The sequence below is a fragment of the Pseudarthrobacter sp. C4D7 genome (assembly GCF_013359725.1).
GTDB lineage: Bacteria > Actinomycetota > Actinomycetes > Actinomycetales > Micrococcaceae > Arthrobacter.
Genome location: NZ_JABFMW010000016.1, coordinates 74,619 through 91,279 on the forward strand (window position 1 = coordinate 74,619; position 16,661 = coordinate 91,279).

Consider the following 16,661-nt stretch of genomic DNA (forward strand, 5'->3'; position numbering starts at 1 on the left):
TCCTAGAGGCTGAAGCTGGTGGCGGATTTGGCGGAATGCTTGACCTTGAAATGGTCCGGGTCGCCGTACGGCGCGGCACCGATGCTGAGCTTGGTGAAGTCGAGGTCTTCCCCGCGGGCGCACACCTTGATGGCGTTGACAGCCTTGTTGACGTCGGGGCACAGGCAGAAGATGTTCAGCTTGTAGTCCGTGAACTCTGAACGTTCCACGGTGCCCAGGCCGCGCCAGGCAAGGTGGCCGATGAGCGCGTCCTTGGCTTTCTGCTCCAGCCGGCGGTCCCGGTCCGTGCCCTCCCGGGTCTTGAGGGCGAACTGTGCCACCACCCAGAACTGCTCTTCGGCGGGAATTTCGGCGTAGCCGTCCTCCGCGCACTGCGCGGCAAAAGCGTCCAGGAGGCTGTCGGCTGCGCCGGCTTCGTCGACGTCGGTTTCCTCGGTCCTGCTTTGGTGCCCCACGGCACCAAAGTTCATGACGAACTGGGAGTACTCCTCATCGAACCAGGCTTCCCTGAACTGGAGTGCGCCCTCGTCGTCGCGCTTGTAGACCCTGACTATGCCGCTCATGTGGTGCGTCCTTTGGTAAACCATGCGACGTCGGTGCCGTCGAATGGCGCGTGCTGTGCCGTAACGGCGTGGTAGAGCCCGTCAGCGGCAGCCTGGATATCCTCGATCAGCCGGTGCGGGTAGTGCATGGAAACGCTGTGTTCGGCGAACTCGTCCTGGTCGTCGATGAAGACGCCGCGGTCAGCGGTGCGGATGACATCGAGGTCCATGTCGATCACGTGGAATTCGGTCACCGCGGGCCGGATGTGCGTCCACTCGTGGCCCACCGCAAGATCGATGTAGACGCGGACTCCGCCGGGGTGGGCGGAGTCGTAGAACGTGGCCACCCAGTCGCCCTGGCGCGGCACCAGCAGGACGGCATCCGACCTGGTGTAGAACGCGGCACCGGGGCGGGAACAGAACTCGTTGGTGCCCTGGAAGATCCACCACCCGTGGTCGTCTTCGCCAAGGTAGCGCCCGGGCACCACCCAATGCGCCTTGCCGTTCCACTTGCGGTTCCGGGAGACCACCAGCTGGCCCGGCAGAAGTCCGCTGGGGACGCGGGTGGTGGTGGTGTGCAGGACAGGTCCGGACTCCCCTGCGGCACCCGGATATTTCAGTTCGTCTTCGTCCCTCACAGGATGGGAAGGCTGCCGGTGGTGGGGTGCTGCTGCCCGGGAAGGGGCCGCGCAAACGGAACCTTTGTTCCCAGGACCTGCGCAACGACGTCGTGGGTGATCTGCTGGGCGGTCAGCCCAACGCGCTCCATCACCTGGTTGCGGGTGCCGTGCTGCAGGAACTCCACGGGCAGGCCCACCTCGTTGAGGGCGGTGTCCACGCCCGCGGCGCGCATCTCCTGCCGGATGCGGGAGCCGACGCCGCCGGCACGGACGCCGTCCTCGATGCAGATCACCAGCCGGTGGTGCGACGCGAGGGCGATGATGGAGCGGCGGACAGGAAGGACCCAGCGGGGGTCCACCACGGTGGTGCTGATGCCCTGGGCGCCGAGCCGGTTGGCGACGTCGAGGGCCAGTTCGGCCATGGCGCCCACGCTGACGATCAGGACGTCGTTTTCGGTGGAGCCTTCGGGCCGGCGGGCCAGGATGTCCACGCCGTCGCTGAGGCGTTCCAGTGCTTCGACGGCGGGCCCGACGGATCCCTTGGAGAAGCGGACAACGCTGGGGGCGTCATCGATGGCGACGGCCTCGCGCAGTTCCTCGCGGAGCCGGGTGGCGTCGCGGGGCGCGGCCAGGTGCAGCCCGGGGACGATCTGGACCATGGCCATGTCCCACATGCCGTGGTGGCTGGCGCCGTCCGGGCCGGTGACGCCGGCGCGGTCAAGGACGATCGTGACCCCGGCCTTGTGGAGGGCCACATCCATGAGCAGCTGGTCGAAGGCCCGGTTCAGGAAGGTGGCGTACACGGCAACCACCGGGTGCAGCCCGCCGAAAGCCATGCCGGCGGCGGCGGTGAGTGCGTGCTGTTCGGCAATGCCGACGTCAATGACGCGGTTGGGGTGCTTGGCCGCGAACTTGTGCAGGCCCACCGGGATCAGCATGGCCCCGGTAATGCCCACGATGTCTTCGCGTTCGTCGGCGATAGCGGCGATCTCCTCCGCAAACACGGACGTCCAGGATTGCGCACCGCCGGTGCCCGTCGGCTCGCCGGTTTCGGGGTCAATGATGCCCACCGCATGGAACTGATCAGCTTCATGGGCGCGCGCCGGAGCGTAGCCGTGGCCCTTCTCCGTCATGGCGTGGACGATCACGGGCCCGCCGTAGTTCCTGGCCGTGGACAGTGCGTGTTCCATGGCCTGCAGATTGTGGCCGTCCACCGGGCCGATGTACTTCATCCCCAGGTCCTCGAACATGCCCTGCGGCGCCCACCAGTCCTTAATGCCCTTTTTCATGGCATGCAGGCTCTTATAGGTGAACTGCCCCACGGGGCCGCCGTCCTGCAGCTTCTTCTTCCACCAGTCAAGCGCGCCCTCATACGCCGGGGCGGCACGGAAAGAGTCGATGGTGGGCCGCAGAGACGCCAAGTAGTCTGCGAATCCACCCACGGTAGGGGCATATGACCGGCCGTTGTCGTTGACGACGATGACCACGCGGCGCTTCTTGTCGGCCGCAATGTTGTTGATGGCTTCCCAGGCCATTCCGCCGGTGAGGGCGCCATCGCCGATGATGGCCACCACGTGCCGGTCGCCTTCGCCGGTGAGCTGGCGGGCCCGCGAGATGCCGTCGGCCCAGGACAGGGACGACGACGCGTGGGAGCTTTCCACGATGTCGTGTTCGGATTCGGCCCGGTCCGGGTAGCCGGAGAGGCCGCCCTCCTGGCGGAGCGTGCTGAAGTCCTGGCGTCCGGTGAGCAGCTTGTGGACATAGGACTGGTGTCCCGTGTCAAAGACAATGCTGTCGCGGGGGGATTCAAAGATGCGGTGCACGGCCAGCGTCAATTCCACGACGCCGAGGTTGGGCCCGAGGTGGCCGCCCGTCTGGGAGACGTTAGTGATCAGGAAATCCCTGATCTCCGTGGCCAGCTTCTCCAGCTGTTCCTCGGTCAAGTCGTTCAGGTCCTGCGGATTCCGGATGGTGTCCAAGATTCCCAATGACCCCTCCTTCGGGTGGTAGACGTGCCGTTTAACTCTAACGCCTCGGTGTGAATGCAAAGCCGAAGCCCCGGCTGGTCGGTGACCGGCCGGGGCTTCGGGGTGGATGGTGACTGCTGTCAGGACCCGCTAGTTTGCGGAGATCTGGCGCAGCACGTACTGCAGGATGCCACCGTTGCGGTAGTAGTCCGCTTCACCCGGGGTATCGATGCGCAGCACGGCGTCGAACGACTTCGAGGAGCCGTCCTCCGCGGTGGCGGTGACCTTCAGGGTCCTGGGCGTGGTGCCCTCGTTGAGCGCGGTGACGCCCTCAACCGAGAAGGTTTCCGTGCCGGTCAGGCCCAGGCTGGCAGCGTTCTCGCCGGCCGGGTACTGCAGCGGCAGGACGCCCATGCCGATGAGGTTGGAGCGGTGGATGCGCTCGTAGCTCTCGGCGACAACAGCCTTGACGCCCAGCAGGGCGGTGCCCTTGGCGGCCCAGTCGCGCGATGATCCGGAACCGTATTCCTTGCCTGCCAGGACCACCAGCGGGGTGCCGGCTGCCTGGTAGTTCTGGGCGGCGTCGTAGACGTAGGCCTGCGGGCCGTCGGCCTGGGTGAAGTCGCGGGTGAAGCCACCCTCCACGCCGTCCAGGAGCTGGTTCTTGATGCGGATGTTCGCGAACGTGCCGCGGATCATCACTTCGTGGTTGCCACGGCGCGAACCGTAGGAGTTGAAGTCCTTGCGCTCCACGCCGTTGGCCAGCAGGTACTGGCCGGCGGGGGTGTCGGACTTGAAGGAACCGGCCGGAGAGATGTGGTCGGTGGTGACCGAGTCGCCGAGCTTCAGGAGCACGCGGGCGCCTGAAATGTCCTTGACGGGCTCCGGCTGGGCCTTCATGCCCTCGAAGTATGGGGGCTTCCGGACGTAGGTGGACTTCTCATCCCAGGCGAAGGTGTCGCCGGCCGGGGTGTCGAGTGCCTTCCAGCGGTCGTCGCCTTCGAAGACGCCCTCGTAGCCGCGGGCGAACATGCCCTTGTCGATGGAGGAGTCGATGACCTGCTGGACCTCGACCGGGTTCGGCCAGATGTCCTTCAGGAAGACGTCGTTGCCGGCTTCGTCCTGGCCCAGGGCGTCGTTTTCGAAGTCGAAGTCCATGGTGCCTGCCAGGGCGTAGGCGATGACCAGTGGCGGGGAGGCCAGGTAGTTCATCTTGACGTCCGGGTTGATGCGGCCTTCGAAGTTGCGGTTTCCGGAGAGGACTGCGGTGACGGAGAGGTCGTTGGCCTGGATGGCCTCGGAGATCTCGGCGTCCAGCGGGCCGGAGTTGCCGATGCAGGTGGCGCAGCCGTAGCCCACGATGTAGAAGCCGAGCTTTTCCAGGTAGGGGGTCAGGCCCGACTTGTTGTAGTAGTCGGTGACGACCTTGGAACCGGGGGCCACGGAGGTCTTGACCCACGGCTTGGCGGCAAGGCCCTTTTCGACGGCGTTGCGGGCCAGCAGTGCTGCCGCCAGCATCACGGACGGGTTGGACGTGTTGGTGCAGGAGGTGATCGAGGCGATCGACACCGCACCGTGGTCCAGTTCGAACTCGCGGCCATCGGCGGTCTTGACGGCCACCTTCTTCGAGGGGCGGCCATTGGACTTGGGTCCGTGGGCGTGCGGGGCTTCCTCGGAGAGGTGCGTTGCCGTGGCGGTGAACGACGGCGAATCGGAGGCCGGGAAGCTCTCATCGATCGCTTCGTCCAGGCTGCCATCGGCGAGGTCCACCTTGACGTAGTTGCGCAGGTCCTCACGGAACTGGGCCTTGGACTCGGAGAGGATGATGCGGTCCTGCGGACGCTTGGGGCCGGAAATGGACGGCACCACCGTGGACAGATCGAGTTCGAGGTACTCGGAGAACTTGATGTCGCGGGAAGGATCGTGCCAGAGGCCCTGTTCCTTGGCGTACTGCTCAACGAGTGCCACGTTCTGGTCTGAGCGGCCGGTCAGGCGCAGGTAGTCCAGGGTGACGTCGTCGATGGGGAACATCGCCGCGGTGGAACCGAACTCGGGGCTCATGTTGCCGATGGTGGCGCGGTTGGCCAGCGGCACGGCCGCGACGCCTTCGCCGTAGAACTCGACGAACTTGCCGACGACGCCGTGCTTGCGCAGCATCTCGGTGATGGTCAGCACCACGTCCGTGGCGGTGGCGCCGGCGGGGATGCTGCCGCTGAGCTTGAAGCCCACGACGCGCGGGATGAGCATGGAGACGGGCTGGCCGAGCATCGCTGCCTCGGCCTCAATGCCGCCCACGCCCCAGCCCAGCACGCCCAGGCCGTTGACCATGGTGGTGTGCGAGTCGGTGCCGACGCAAGTGTCGGGGTAGGCGCGGAGCGCACCATCCACTTCGCGGGTCATGACAGTGCGGGCCAGGTATTCGATGTTCACCTGGTGCACGATGCCGGTTCCCGGGGGGACCACCTTGAAGTCGTCGAACGCGGTCTGGCCCCAGCGCAGGAACTGGTAACGCTCACCGTTGCGCTGGTACTCGATCTCCATGTTGCGCTCCAGTGCGCCGGAGTTGCCGAAGGCGTCGATCTGGACGGAGTGGTCAATCACCATTTCAGCGGGTGCCAGGGGGTTGACCCGCTTGGGGTCGCCGCCCAGGTCCTTGACCGCTTCACGCATGGTGGCCAGGTCCACCACGCAGGGAACGCCGGTGAAGTCCTGCATGATCACGCGCGCCGGCGTGAACTGGATTTCTGTATTGGGCTCCGCATTGGGATCCCAGCCTGCCAAAGCGCGGACGTGATCGGCAGTGATGTTCGCGCCGTCCTCGGTCCTCAGCAGGTTTTCAAGCAATACCTTGAGGCTGAACGGAAGGTTTTCTGCACCTTCAACGGAGTTCAACCGGAAAATTTCGTAATCGGTTCCGGCTACATTAAGTTTGCCTTTTGAACCGAAGCTGTCCACAGTGCTCATCGCAGGACTCCTCTCGCAACAGTTTCATCTTTGTCGCGCGGTTGACCGCCTGCTAGTTAGGAAGCCCTAAGTAGTTCCAGGGCCCGAAAATTTGCACACGGCCGGCCGAGAATTCGGGCGCGACGTGGGACTACTACGGCCATCGTAGTCGAAAACGTTGACGGCATCACGGAGCCGGAGTCAGCAGTGCCACCGTCTCCAGGTGGTGGGTATGGGGGTACAGGTCGAAGGCACGAAGCCCGGCCAGCTCCCATCCGGAGCGGCGGAAGTAACCGAGGTCACGTGCGAACGACGCCGGATCGCAGGACACATAGGCAATGGCCCGGGGCTGCGAGGCGATGAGCTGGCCGACCACCGCTTTCCCGGCTCCGGCACGCGGAGGGTCAAGGACCAGGGCGTCGAAGTTCCGCGGTTTTTGGCGCAGGACCCGTTCCACGCGTCCCTGGACCACCTCCACCTGCGGAGCGGAATGCAGGTTCTTCCGGGCGTCGCGGCTGGCCCCCGGCGCCCCTTCCACGGAGAGCACCGAACCCGTTTCCCCCACCGCGTCGGCCAGTACGGCGGTGAAAAGACCGGCACCCGCGTAGAGGTCGGCAACCACGGCGCCGGGGTGGAGGAAGTCGCCCTGCCGCAGGAATTCTGTGACAGCCGCCACAAGGGTCCCGGGCGCGTCGCGGTGGATTTGCCAGAAACCTTCGCCGGTTACCCGGAATTCATGCCCGACGGCGCTTTCCTGGACCCAGGTGCGTCCCCGCAGCTGCGTCACTGTGCCGGCCATCGGTTCGAAGGCTGCCACCGACACTTCTGCCGGCATTGCCGCGGCAATGGCCCTCAGCCGCTTGTCCTTCGTGCCGGGCGCAGGGGCCAGGAGGACCAGCGGCCGGCTGCCGTCGGCGGGCGCTGCCACCTCAACCCGCTCAATGCCCTGCAGGTCCAGGTCCCATAAGCGCAATGCGTTGATGGCCCCGCTGGCCAACGGCATCTCGAGCACGGGAACAATGTGGCTGGAACGGTGGGCGTGCATGCCCAGCTTTCCGCCGGGGGTGACCGAAAAGCTGGCCCGCGTACGCCAGCCAAGGCCGGTGCCGCCATCGTCCGCTTCCCCTACTGGTTCCACCGTGCCGGTCCACGCGGCGGGCACCTGCTCAAAGCCGGCAAGGCGCGTGAGCTGCTCGGCAACGACGTCAGCCTTCAGGCGCCGCTGCCTGGCCAGTGTTATGTGTCCGAACTCTGCCCCGCCCACCGGCGGGTGCCCGTGGCCCCAGGCACGCATGGAATCCGCCGCGTGCCAGAAGTGTTCCACCCGGTCCGGGGACGCCTCGAGCACCTCGACCACATCACCGCGCCAGAATTTGGCGCCATCCCCGGCATCGGTGAGCCGGACACGGACCTTTTCGCCTGGAATGGCGTGCCGGACGAAGACCACCCGGCCCTCGTGGCGGGCAACGCAGTGCCCGCCGTGGGCCACGGGTCCGACGTCGAGGACGGCTTCCCCACCGGTGTGGCCTGCGGGCTCCCCTGCCGGCCGGGACGTATCTGATGGCTGGGTGGCGGTGGAAAGTTCGGGATTCACTGGACATCCTGGAGGTTTTTGGCTTCTTCGGAGGATTTGAGCTGCCAGGGAACACTGGCAACCATGACTCCGGGTTCGAAGTGGAGGCGGGTCTTGATGCGCAGGGCGGTCTGGTTGTGCACCAGCTGCTCCCACCACTTGCCCACCACATACTCGGGGATGTAGACCACCACCAGGTCCCGCGGGGAGTCCAGGCGCATCTGCTTGACGTAGTCCATGATGGGCGTGACCGTCTCGCGGTAGGGGCTGGCCAGGACGGTGAGCGGGACCGGGATCTCGAGCTTTTCCCAGTCGGCGATGGTGTGCGCGGTCTCGTCCGGGTCGATGTCCACCGTGATGGCGTCCAGCCGGGACGGGCGGGAGGCGCGCGCATAGGCCAAGGCACGCAGGACCGGCTTGCGGACGTGCGAGACCAGCAGGACGGCATGGACCCTGGTGGGCAGGGCGCGCGGTGACGAGTCCTCGTCCACCGCCAGCTCCTTGGCGACGTTGTCGTAGTGGGCCCGGATGCTCCACATGATCAGGAACAGGACGAACATGGCCAGCAGCGCGATCCAGGCGCCCTGCTGGAACTTGGTGATCAGGACGATCACCAGCACCAGGCCGGTCATGCCAAAGCCGATGGTGTTGATGGTCCTGGACTTGATCATTTTGCGCCGGACGGCCTTGTCCTTGGCCAGTTTCAGTTCGCGGCCCCAGTGCCGGATCATGCCCAGCTGGCTGAGGGTGAAGGAGATGAAGACGCCCACGATGTAGAGCTGGATGAGCTTGGTGACATCGGCGTCGAACGCAAGGATCAGGACCAGCGCACCCGCTGCAAGGGCCAGCACGCCGTTGCTGAAGGCGAGCCTGTCGCCGCGGGTGCGGAGCTGGCGGGGCAGGTAGCCGTCCTGGGCCAGGATGGAGCCCAGGACCGGGAAGCCGTTGAAGGCGGTGTTGGATGCGAACACCAGGATGACGCCGGTGGCGGCCACCACGATGTAGAAGGGAATGGAACCGGCCCCGAAGATCGTCTGTGCGATCTGGCTGATGGCCGGGTTCTGGATGTAGCCCGCGGGCAGCGGGTTGCCGTTGAGGAGGAATTCCTTGGCTGGATCCAGGACGATGTGGACCTTGGTGGCGTTGGCCAGGTAGATGATGCCGGCCAGCATGGCGGCGCCAATTACGCCGAGGAGCAGCAGCGTGGTGGCCGCGTTCTTGCTCTTGGGGTGCCGGAAGTTGGGGACGCCGTTGCTGATGGCCTCCACGCCCGTCAGTGCCGCGGCGCCGGAGGAGAAGGCCCGCAGCAGGAGGAACGCGCCGGCCAGGCCCACCAGCCCCTGGTCGAAGCCCTCGGCCGGGACGATGGTGAAGGCAGCCGAGGGCGCCTGGCCCAGCTGGCCCGTGGCGGCCTGGAACATGCCCACCGCGGTCATGCCCAGGATGGACGCCATGAAGATGTAGGTGGGGACAGCGAAAACGCTGCCGGCCTCCTTGATGCCCCGGAGGTTCACCAAGGCAAGGATGACGACGCCGACCGTGGCGATGACTGCCTGCTCACCGTGCAGTGACGGGACGGCGGTGGTGAGGTAGGACGCTGCCGACGACATCGACACAGCGACGGTCAGGACGTAGTCCACCAGGAGCGCCGACGCCACGGTGAGCCCGGCGTACTTGCCGAGGTTCTCGTTGGCAATCTCGTAGTCGCCGCCGCCGGACGGATACGCGTGGACGTTCTGCCGGTAGGAGGCCACCACGGTCAGCAGCACCACCATCACGGCCAGGCCAACCCAGGGGGAGATCGCCACGGCACTGACACCGGCCAGCGCCAGGGTGAGCAGGATCTCGTCGGGGGCGTAGGCCACGGAGGACAGGGCGTCGGAGGCAAAGATCGGCAGGGCGATCTTCTTGGGGAGCAGGGTATGGGCCAGGCGGTCATTCCGGAAGGGCCTGCCCACCAGCACGCGTTTGACGGCGTTCAGTATTGTCAACACCCCACAAAGCTAGTCTGATTCGCTGGCGATGTCATGACGGGCCCTTGCCGGTCCCGGGAGGGGCCGTGCCGGTAGAGTTCTAGCTGCACGATCCTGACTTAGATACAGAGGAGATACGGTGGCGCATTTCGTGATCATGGGATGTGGCCGGGTGGGGGCAACGCTGGCGCATACGCTGGAGGACGCCGGTCATTCCGTGGCCATCATCGACCAGGATGACCGCGCGTTCCGCCGGCTCCGCCAAGGCTTCACCGGCCGGAAGGTGACCGGTGTGGGCTTTGACCGGGACACCCTCAAGCAGGCCGGAGTCGGCGAAGCCTATGCTTTCGCTGCTGTTTCCAGCGGTGACAACTCAAATATCCTGGCCACCCGCGTGGCCCGCGAAACCTTCCACGTTCCCCACGTGGTCGCCAGGATCTATGACCCGGGCCGCGCCGAGATCTACCAGCGGCTGGGCATCCCCACGGTGGCCGCCGTCCGCTGGAGTGCTGACCAGGTGCTTCGCCGGATTCTTCCCGAACAGCATCTGGCCGGCGATTTCCGCGAGCCGTCGGGCCGGCTGGTCCTGGCTGAGCTGGACCTGGACGCCGGCTGGATCGGCCACCGCATCAGCAGCATCGAGAAGGCTGCCGGTGTCCGCGTGGCCTATGTCACCCGTTTCGGCGAAGGCCTGCTGCCTGACGCCGGAACGGCGTACCAGGACGGGGACACGGTGCACGCCATGCTGCAGGTGGACCGCAGCGCCCACATCGCCCAGATCCTCGCCAAAGCCCCCGCCAAGGAGTACCAGTGAAAGTCGTTATCGTCGGCGCCGGCAGTGTCGGGTCGTCCATTGCCAGGGAGCTGCTGTCGCACAAGCACGAGATCCTGCTGATCGACCTCAAACCCGAGGTGATCGGCCGGAGCGGCCTGCGCGGCGCGCACTGGCTGGTCGGGGACGCCTGCGAACTCTCCACGCTGCAGGGCGCAAAGGTGCAGGACGCCGACGTCGTGGTCTCCGCGACCGGAGACGACAAGGTGAACCTGGTGGTGTCGCTCCTGGCGAAGACCGAATTCGGCGTCGGCCGCACCGTGGGCCGGGTGAACAACCCGAAGAACGACTGGATGTTCAATGATTCCTGGGGCGTCGACGTCGCCGTCAATACCCCGCAGCTGATGACCGCGCTGGTGGAGGAAGCCGTGGAAATCGGCGACCTGGTGCGCCTGCTGACGCTGCAGACCGGGGTGGCGTCGCTGGTGGAATTCACCGTGCCCCACGATTCCCACGTCATCGGCATGACCGTGGGTGATATCCACTGGCCCGAGGACGCCACCCTGGTGGCCATCCTGCGGGACCAGGCGCCGATCACGCCCAGCCGGGACGACGTCATTGATGGCGGCGATGAACTCTTCTTCGTGACCACCATTGCCGCCGAGGACCGCCTGCGCGAACTGCTCTCCTCCGCCCCTGGGAGCATCGACACCGGGGAACATCCGGAAGGCAGCGGCCCGGAGGCCTCGGCGGGCAGTCACGGCCACGCCATGGAGGACGACGGCTTCGACGGCTGAGCCGCGCCTGGCTGCCTGGGGATTGCCTGGGCGTCAGGCAGTTCGGTCTGCGCCGGCTTCTTCGTCAGCGTCAGCGGGAGCCGGCCGGGTCACCAGCCAGGCAACCCAGATCCCGAGGATGTACAAGGGCGCGCCCATGATGAGTCGGGTGGTGGCGAGTGCGGCCAGGCCCTCGGTACCCATGAGGTAGAGGGGCACCTGGACGATAAGCCGGAGCGCCAGTACGGTGACGATGATCCAGGTGCCCAGCCGGTAGGCCTTGACCCGTGCAGGGTCCTTCCGCCATTCCACACCCTCGTTCCGGATGAAGCCGAAGAGCAGCCCCGCCACGGGCCACTTCACTGCAATGGAAAGGACCATGGCGAGGATATAGGCGCCATTGGTGAAGAACCCGGGAAGGTAGAAATCTTCCGCCTTGCCTGTGGTGTTGGCCAGCCAGGCGGATATGCCGACGCCGGCGACGCCCGCCAGGGCCTGGGTCAAGGGGCGACGCTGGACCAGACGGACCACCGTGAACACGGCCGCGGATGCCAGGGCTGCCACCAGGGACAGGCTCAGCTCGCGGGAAATGGTGAACGCCACCAGGAACACGAGTCCGGGAACGATGCTTTCGGCGATGCCCTGCACTCCCCCGGCGCTGCGCAGCACGTCCACCCGGCCGTCGTGGGTCCGGTGCAGGCCCGCTTTGGCAGCGTATTCAGCGGCAAGGCCGGCCACCGGGGACGGAGCATCCTGCGCGCCGCCCTGCTGGCCGGTCCTGCCCCGGTTCTCCGGGGCGGTGGGCTGTTCGGGCTGGTTCGCGGTCATTCGTTCTCCTGGCGGGACAGTATCTCGTAGCGGGGATTGAAGATGGTGGGCATGTCCTTGCCCCGGGCCAGCATCCCCTCGACGCGGATTTCAGCTCCGGCTTCGATACCCGGCACTCTGCGCCGGCCAAGCCAGACAATACGGAGCCGGGGCGGCCTGCGTTGTCCCGGAGCGCCGGGCCGCCCGGCATCGTCCTCGGCAACGATGGCACTGAATTCAGCCGTCCGGTCGGCCGGAACGAAGGTCACGGATTCGATGTGGCCCTGGCACATGACACGGCCCCGGTCGGGCAGTTTGCCCAGGGGCGTGATCCCACCTGATGCCGTCGCAGTGCCGCCCTCGGGGGACTCAGCCGATCTGGGTAACTTCGGGACCACGTTCGGGCTCCTCCAGGGTGGGCGCTGCAGGCGGAGGAGTGGCTGATGCGTCCTTGGGCAGCCTCAGCTGCAGGAGATCGCGGGGCGGCATGGGGCTGTCGCCGCGGACCACCACCACCTGCCGGAACAGGGCCTCGAGCGGTTCGGCGGCGGGCCGTTCCAGCGCAGCAGGTCCGCCCAGGACACCGCGCAGGAACCAGCGGGGACCATCGACGCCAATGAAGCGGGCCACCCGGTAGCCCTGGCTGCCGTCCGGAAGTCCGGCGGGAAGCTTGGCCACCAGTTCGGTGCCAAAAGCGCCTTCCACTTCTTCGACCTGGCCGCCCTGCGCGCCTACGGACTGGCCGATCTGCTCACGGATTTCGTCCCAGAGGGTCTCTGTCTTGGGGGCGGCGAACGCCTGCAGCTGCAGGCTGGAGCCGTCCAGGTCCAGGGTGACTGCGACAACCCGCTGCGTTGCCTCTTCCACCTCGAGGCGGAGTTGAAGGCCTTCGCTGGGGGTAATCAGCAAGGCACCGAGGTCCACGAAGCCGTCGCGGCTGGTGATCTCGGATTCGTCGAAGGGTCCGTTCCCGCTGCGGGCTGCAGCGCCGGGTCCGCCGTCTTCGGCCTCCGCGGTCGTCAGCTCTTCAGCCGGCTGCGCCGGCTCTTCGTTCTTTGCTTTCCTGCCAAGCCCAAAGACCATGGGTGACTCCTTATTCCTGGAAATGTGCCAGTTCTGAATGGTGCAGGCGGGCCCTGCGGAGGTCCCGCCGTCGTACGTGCCGGCGAAGCAGCTGGTGCCTCCGGTGGTCAGGCTCCTGGAGCCTTGAACCCGCCGGTGGACCCAAAGCCGCCCGTGCCGCGCACGGAGCCGCTCAATTCGCTGACAGGAATGAACTGGGCGTACTCCACCCGTTGGATGACCATTTGGGCAATTCTATCGCCGCGCCGCAGCTCTATCGCCTGGGATGGGTCGGTATTCAGCAGGGTCACCGAGATCTCTCCGCGGTAGCCCGCGTCCACAGTGCCGGGTGCGTTGACGATCGTGAGGCCGTGCTTGGTGGCCAGGCCGGAGCGGGGGTGGATCAGCGCTACGAATCCGTCGGGGAGTGCAATGGCGACGCCGGTGGGGACCAGTTTGCGCTCCCCTGGCAACAGCACCACGTCCTCGCGGGCTCGCAGGTCCGCGCCGGCGTCGCCCGGATGCGCGTAGGACGGTGCTTCCAGCTCCGGATCCAGCATTTTTAACTGAACCTGGAGGGTGGGGGCAGCAGCGGCGGGTGATGCTGCGTCCGGGACAAGGTCTGCCGTGGCGGGATGATCAGTCACAGTCACTCACTCTAACCCGCGCCCTCCAGTCGGTCCTAAGGCACCGGTCCCCGGAGGACGGGCACGGCGGCCCGCACCAAGGTGAAATAGCGGGCCAAAGGTGGAAAGCTTGGGCCATGCCCGAATCAAGCTCGCCAGCGTCCGTGCCCAGTTCTTCGTCCACTGGAGGGCCGGTTGTTTACCGGGAGAAACTGTGGCCCAACGCGTGGATCTGGGTGATCGCGGCAGGTGTTTCAGCGGCGGGCATCCTGGTCTTCGCTCCCATCAGCATGGAAGCCGGGTTCATAGCGGCAGTGGTTCTCCTGGCCATCATCACGGTCCTCCTGGTGCTTTCCACCCCTGCCATAACGGTCACGCCCGACACCCTGACTATCGGCCGGGCCACCATTGAACGCCGCTTTGTGGGTGCCGTGCAGCAGTTCACGGCCGGTGACGCGACGGCGGAGCGCGGCACCCGGCTTAATGGCCTGGCTTACCTGTGCATCCGGGGCTGGATCGATCCCGTAGTGAAAATCGAGATTACCGACCCCGCCGACCGGACCCCCTACTGGCTCGCCTCGACCCGGCACCCCGATCGGCTGACGGCCGCCCTGGCCGGGCGCTGACACCGCCGTGGGGCCCCTCCCGGGCCTTGCTGCACCGGAAAATCACGGCGCGCCCTGCCTCTTGAGCCAAATAGAAGCAACCGGATGGCAGAGTTTCGATTGATAGTAATGCCAGGGTGGAGGATTTGTATGCAGGATCTACGGCTTGTAGGCGTGCACGACGACGGGACGCATGTCCTGTTGAGCGGGGCCGGCGGCGAGATGTTCCAGCTGCCAATCGATGAGGCTTTGCGGACGGCCAGCCGTGCCACGGCCAAACCTCGGGCGGAGCGGCCTGCCGTTCCCATGTCCCCAAGGGACATCCAGGCCCGGATCCGTGCCGGCGCCACCGCGGCCGACGTCGCGGAGTTGTCCGGGATGCCCTTGGCCAAGGTGGAGCGTTACGAGGGCCCGGTCCTGGCCGAACGTGAGTACGTTGCACAACAGGCCCGGAAGGTGGAAGTCGCAGCGCCCTCCCCCGGCCACGACGCGTACCGCTCAGCCTTCGGCGACAACCCGGCAACCCTGGATGACATGGTGGCGCACCGGCTTTCCGCCCATGGCATCAATCCCGCCTCCGTGGAATGGGACTCGTGGCGGCGCCAGGACGGGACCTGGACTGTATCCGCCAGCTTCGAAGCCAAGCCCGGTGGAACTTCCGGAATCGGCGAGGAACCTCCTGCGCTCTGGACCTTCAACCCCGGCCGCAAGTCATTGCAGAACACCAACCGCTGGGCGCAGCAGCTGAGCGAACTCGAGCCCCTGGACGGCCCAGTTCCCGCGCGCCGGCTCACGGCCGTTTCCGACCGTCCTTTTGATTTTGAAACCGACGCCGACTCGGCAAAGGCATCCGCCACAGGTCTGAACGGCGCCCAAGATTCCGGCAAGGAATCCGACGGCCTCCTGGATATGCTCCGTTCACGTCGCGGCCAGCGGCTGGGAGTGGACGAGGATTCGGACGACGCCCTGGCGCTGCTTTTGGCGCACGGCGTTCCGGCTGCCCATCCGCGGCCTTCCGAGGTAGCCGCCGAGGCAGCCCCTGAGGCTGCACCGGAAGAACCCGAGACCCAGGACGGGCAGGCGGACGCCCCTGCAGCCCAGGGCGATTCGTTTATCCGGCGACGGGAGACCAGGCCGTCCATGCTGTCCAGGCTGAGCCTGCTCCCCTCGCACCGGGATGGCCACGATGACTCGCTGCGGCTGCACGACGGCGTCAGCACCGACACGCGCGAAATCACCATCGCAGCGTCCCCGCAAAAATCGTCGGGCTCCACACCGGCAGCGGGCTCAACCAACTCCGCCGGCACCGGGTTGGACGAGCTGCTGGGCAGCACCCCCCGCCGCCCGGCTTCCAAGCAGAACGATGCAGCCCCGGATACCGGGCAGTTGCCGGAAACCGAGGCGCCGGAACGGCCCGCACGGCCCAAGCGTTCCAGTGTGCCGTCGTGGGACGAAATCGTCTTCGGTACCCGGGGCGACTAGGACCACTTTCCCTCCCGCTGTCCCGGGAGGGGTCGTTGCCGGTGCTCCCGCGTGCTAGGCTCCCCGCAGCCAGTCGTCAAAGACTGCACTCATCACGGGAGGTTTGCTGTGCCGGATACCACCTGCCACATGTCCATGTCACTCGACGGCTTCGTCGCCGGCCCTGACCAAAGCCTCGAAAACCCGTTAGGGAAACGCGGACTGGAACTGCATGGATGGCATATCGGCGATCCCCGCGCCACAGAGGCCAACGGGATCGCCGCTGATTGGCTTATGCGTCCGCGGGGCGCCTACGTGATGGGCCGGAACATGTTTGGTCCCGTCCGTGGGGACTGGACCGAAGACTGGAGCGGGTGGTGGGGCGCTGAACCTCCCTACCATGCACCGGTTTTTGTCCTCACCCACTATCCCCACGACCCGATCCAAATGAAGGGCGGGACAACCTTCCACTTTGTCACCGACGGCTTCGACGCGGCATACGCCGCGGCGGTCGAGGCTGCGGGCGGCAAAGGCGTGGATATTGCAGGCGGGGCTTCAACCGTGCGTCAGGCATTGGCCGCAGGCGTGATCGACGAGCTCACCCTCGACATCGCTCCGGTGCTGCTCGGTTCCGGCGAACGGATTTTTGATGGGATGGAGTCGTTTGGCTTTGAACCCGTGGAAGTGCTCAACTCTCCCCTGGCAACGCACATCCGCTACCGACGCGTTTCCCAGTAGCAATTAGCGCTCCTCAACCCGGCAGTGCGCCGGAGATGGGCGGGTCACACGGCCAGTTGCTGGAGGAGTGCATCTTCCAGAAGGCTCCGTTCTCCAGGCTTATTGCGGGCCCCGGGCAAGATTCCGGACGGCCATCCCGGTGGCCATTGGGGTGGTTCCCAGTCCTGGTGTTCGCTTTGGTAGTGCCGGCCGGTGG

At 66.2% G+C, this 16,661-nt stretch carries 15 protein-coding genes; 5 read left to right on the forward strand and 10 right to left on the reverse strand.

Going from position 1 to position 16,661, the window contains the following annotated elements; translation table 11 throughout:
* Positions 1-2 precede the first annotated feature (2 nt).
* From HNO81_RS12625 to HNO81_RS12650, 6 genes are all read right to left on the reverse strand, one after another.
* Positions 3-563 carry a hypothetical protein gene (locus HNO81_RS12625; RefSeq protein ID WP_175318457.1) on the reverse strand — a complete coding sequence of 187 codons (561 nt, stop codon included), beginning with the start codon at positions 561-563 and terminating at the stop codon, positions 3-5.
* Positions 560-1,180 carry a YgaC family protein gene (locus tag HNO81_RS12630; protein WP_175318458.1) on the reverse strand — a complete coding sequence of 207 codons (621 nt, stop codon included), beginning with the start codon at positions 1,178-1,180 and terminating at the stop codon, positions 560-562. Before HNO81_RS12630 ends, HNO81_RS12625 begins: the two co-directional genes overlap by 4 nt.
* Positions 1,177-3,150: a 1-deoxy-D-xylulose-5-phosphate synthase gene (dxs, locus tag HNO81_RS12635; RefSeq protein WP_175318459.1), complete on the reverse strand. Its 1,974-nt coding sequence runs from the start codon at positions 3,148-3,150 to the stop codon at positions 1,177-1,179. Before dxs ends, HNO81_RS12630 begins: the two co-directional genes overlap by 4 nt.
* A 129-nt stretch (positions 3,151-3,279) precedes the next feature.
* On the reverse strand, positions 3,280-6,093 hold the full coding sequence (locus HNO81_RS12640; protein WP_175318460.1) for an aconitate hydratase: 2,814 nt from the start codon (positions 6,091-6,093) through the stop codon (positions 3,280-3,282).
* Between the two features lie 166 nt (positions 6,094-6,259).
* Positions 6,260-7,666 carry a class I SAM-dependent RNA methyltransferase gene (locus tag HNO81_RS12645; protein WP_175318461.1) on the reverse strand — a complete coding sequence of 469 codons (1,407 nt, stop codon included), beginning with the start codon at positions 7,664-7,666 and terminating at the stop codon, positions 6,260-6,262.
* Positions 7,663-9,639 (reverse strand): APC family permease, encoded by a 1,977-nt coding sequence (locus tag HNO81_RS12650; RefSeq protein WP_175318462.1) that lies wholly within the window; start codon positions 9,637-9,639, stop codon positions 7,663-7,665. Before HNO81_RS12650 ends, HNO81_RS12645 begins: the two co-directional genes overlap by 4 nt.
* Before the next feature lie 118 nt (positions 9,640-9,757).
* Between HNO81_RS12650 and HNO81_RS12655 the strand changes: the two genes are divergently transcribed.
* Both HNO81_RS12655 and HNO81_RS12660 read left to right on the forward strand, forming a co-directional pair.
* Positions 9,758-10,432 carry an NAD-binding protein gene (locus HNO81_RS12655; protein WP_175318463.1) on the forward strand — a complete coding sequence of 225 codons (675 nt, stop codon included), beginning with the start codon at positions 9,758-9,760 and terminating at the stop codon, positions 10,430-10,432.
* Complete coding sequence (locus HNO81_RS12660; protein ID WP_175318464.1) at positions 10,429-11,187, forward strand: TrkA family potassium uptake protein; 759 nt, start codon at positions 10,429-10,431, stop codon at positions 11,185-11,187. Before HNO81_RS12655 ends, HNO81_RS12660 begins: the two co-directional genes overlap by 4 nt.
* A 33-nt stretch (positions 11,188-11,220) precedes the next feature.
* On the opposite strand, the gene HNO81_RS12665 is transcribed toward HNO81_RS12660, so the two are convergent.
* The 4 genes from HNO81_RS12665 to dut all read right to left on the reverse strand — a co-directional run bounded on the left by HNO81_RS12665 (position 11,221) and on the right by dut (position 13,682).
* Positions 11,221-11,994, reverse strand: coding sequence for a DUF3159 domain-containing protein (locus HNO81_RS12665; RefSeq protein ID WP_217509372.1), 774 nt, complete (start codon positions 11,992-11,994; stop codon positions 11,221-11,223).
* The gene (locus tag HNO81_RS12670) at positions 11,991-12,371 is read right to left on the reverse strand and encodes a hypothetical protein (protein ID WP_371818252.1); all 381 of its coding nucleotides are present in this window, start codon (positions 12,369-12,371) and stop codon (positions 11,991-11,993) included. Before HNO81_RS12670 ends, HNO81_RS12665 begins: the two co-directional genes overlap by 4 nt.
* Entirely contained in the window at positions 12,343-13,056 is a 714-nt protein-coding gene (locus HNO81_RS12675; RefSeq protein WP_175318465.1) for a DUF3710 domain-containing protein, read from the reverse strand. The genes HNO81_RS12670 and HNO81_RS12675 overlap by 29 nt, the downstream gene beginning before the upstream one ends.
* A 107-nt stretch (positions 13,057-13,163) precedes the next feature.
* Positions 13,164-13,682, reverse strand: coding sequence for a dUTP diphosphatase (gene dut, locus HNO81_RS12680; RefSeq protein ID WP_175318466.1), 519 nt, complete (start codon positions 13,680-13,682; stop codon positions 13,164-13,166).
* Positions 13,683-13,798: 116 nt separating this feature from the next.
* On the opposite strand from dut, the gene HNO81_RS12685 reads away from it, so the two are divergent.
* The 3 genes from HNO81_RS12685 to HNO81_RS12695 all read left to right on the forward strand — a co-directional run bounded on the left by HNO81_RS12685 (position 13,799) and on the right by HNO81_RS12695 (position 16,465).
* Positions 13,799-14,287: a DUF3093 domain-containing protein gene (locus HNO81_RS12685; protein WP_175318467.1), complete on the forward strand. Its 489-nt coding sequence runs from the start codon at positions 13,799-13,801 to the stop codon at positions 14,285-14,287.
* A 129-nt stretch (positions 14,288-14,416) separates the two neighbouring features.
* On the forward strand, positions 14,417-15,748 hold the full coding sequence (sepH, locus tag HNO81_RS12690) for a septation protein SepH (protein ID WP_175318468.1): 1,332 nt from the start codon (positions 14,417-14,419) through the stop codon (positions 15,746-15,748).
* A 129-nt stretch (positions 15,749-15,877) separates the two neighbouring features.
* Entirely contained in the window at positions 15,878-16,465 is a 588-nt protein-coding gene (locus HNO81_RS12695) for a dihydrofolate reductase family protein (protein ID WP_217509373.1), read from the forward strand.
* Positions 16,466-16,661: the final 196 nt, after the last annotated feature.